The organism is Rhizobium sp. RHZ02, from assembly GCF_014851575.1.
In the GTDB taxonomy this organism is placed as follows: domain Bacteria; phylum Pseudomonadota; class Alphaproteobacteria; order Rhizobiales; family Rhizobiaceae; genus Rhizobium; species Rhizobium altiplani.
Window position 1 is genome coordinate 1 of the sequence record NZ_JACUZX010000108.1, and the last position, 333, is coordinate 333.

At 60.4% G+C, this 333-nt stretch carries 1 protein-coding gene; it reads left to right on the plus strand.

Annotation, left to right across the window (positions count from 1 at the left end; translation table 11 throughout):
- A partial coding sequence (locus IB244_RS31730; protein ID WP_192307021.1) for a tetratricopeptide repeat protein occupies positions 1-333 on the plus strand: 333 nt, incomplete at both ends.

Sequence of the window (333 nt, forward strand, 5' to 3'; positions counted from 1 at the left end):
TCAGCGAGGCCGAGCGTGCAATAAGTCTCAATCCGAACTTCGCCGAAGGGCAGGTCAGCCTCGGGGAGGCACTTCTCTATTCAGGCAGATCCGAGGAGGCACTCGCCTGTTTCGATCGGGCCAGGATTTTGAACCCGTACTTTCCGGACGTCGTTCTCCACTTTCAGGCCTGGGCCTGGTTTCAACTGCGAAGGTACGAAGAGGCGGTTAAATTGTTGGTGCAGCGCGTGACTCGCAATCCCGTCACCGACGTCTCGCGCGCGCTTCTGGCCGCCTGTTACGGACACCTCGGCCGTTTCGAAGAGGCTCGGGCGACGTGGCAAGAGGTGCTGC